Annotated in this window: 1 protein-coding gene; it reads left to right on the plus strand. The window is 55.9% G+C overall.

What is annotated here, in order from left to right; translation table 11 throughout:
* The first annotated feature begins 52 nt into the window (after positions 1 to 52).
* Positions 53 to 1,339 carry an ISL3 family transposase gene (locus CLG94_RS11985; protein WP_107563852.1) on the plus strand — a complete coding sequence of 429 codons (1,287 nt, stop codon included), beginning with the start codon at positions 53 to 55 and terminating at the stop codon, positions 1,337 to 1,339.
* Positions 1,340 to 1,377: the final 38 nt, after the last annotated feature.

Genomic DNA, 1,377 nt, shown 5'->3' on the forward strand with positions numbered 1-1,377 from the left:
GGCTCTTCGCGTAATCGAGTGGGTGAATTTAACATGAAATCCTCTGTAAGCCTTGTGGCATCTGGTAAAATCCGGTCTGCACCCCTTGCAGAAAACGGGAGGATTTCTCAATGGCTATTTCAACCAAACGCAAGCGCCTGCTCGACGCATATCGCTTTCCCGGTTTCCGGCCGCTGGAAACTGTCCGGGGTGTCTTTGGCGACCACAAGGCACGGGTCATCACGCTCGTCCGACGCTCAAAAAAACCGTCTGCAACACCTGCGGCTGTACGCATTCCGGCTGGTACGACAAGAAACTCCGGCGGGTGCGCGACCTGTCCTGCGGGGACACGCGCATCTATCTGGAACTGGAAATCCGGCGCGTGCGCTGCCGGACATGCGGCAAAGTGAAACGCGAACGGCTCGATGTTCTTGCGGACAATCCCTTCTATACCAAGCGGTTTGCCTGGTACGTGGGCAGGCGCTGTCGGGCGAGCACCATCAAGGATGTTGCCAAAGAACTGAATCTGGACTGGCACACCGTCAAGGAACTGGACACGCAATACATGGCAGCCCTTCTGGAACGCGCCGGAACCCCGGCGCCCAAAGCCATCGGCATCGACGAAATCTCGATCCGCAAAGGACATACCTATCGCATCGTAGTCAGCGACCTGATCCGACGACGCCCGATCTGGTTTGGCGGTACAGACCGTTCGGAGGACAGCATGCGACAGTTCTATGACTGGCTGGGAGAGAAGAAGTCCAACGGTATTCGCCTTGCGGTGATGGACATGTGGAAACCCTTCCGCAACGTGACCCACGAGCGCGCCCCGCAGGCCGCCATTCTTTTCGACAAGTTTCACATCATGAAGCATCTGGGTGAGGCACTGGATACAGTCAGAAAGATGGAATACGCCCGGCTGCAAGGCAAAGACAGGCGGTATATCAAGGGGCAGAAATACGTGCTGCTTTCCAACCACGAGAATCTGACGCTGGACGGCAGACGCTCCTTGAAGACCTTGCTGGCGGCGAACAAGCGGCTGAACACGGCATACCTGCTGAAAGAATCGTTTGGCCAGTTGTGGGATTACAAGAGCGAAGCGTGGGCGCGGCGTTTCTTCGAGAACTGGAAAGCCAGCCTGAAGTGGCAGCGCCTGAAACCCTACGAGAAATTTGCCGGGATGATTGAGCGTCATTGGGATGGGATCGCCGCGTATTGCAAACCGGAGAACAAGGTCTCGCTGGGGTTCGTTGAAGGACTCAACAACAAGATACGGGTTATCCAACGCCGTGCGTATGGGCTGCGGGATGAAGAATATCTGAGGCTGAAAATACTCACGTCCATGCTCCCGGCACTCTGAAAAACATGAAATTCACCCACTCGATTACGCGAAGAGCC

It is taken from the genome of Candidatus Methylomirabilis limnetica (assembly GCF_003044035.1).
Lineage (GTDB): Bacteria > Methylomirabilota > Methylomirabilia > Methylomirabilales > Methylomirabilaceae > Methylomirabilis > Methylomirabilis limnetica.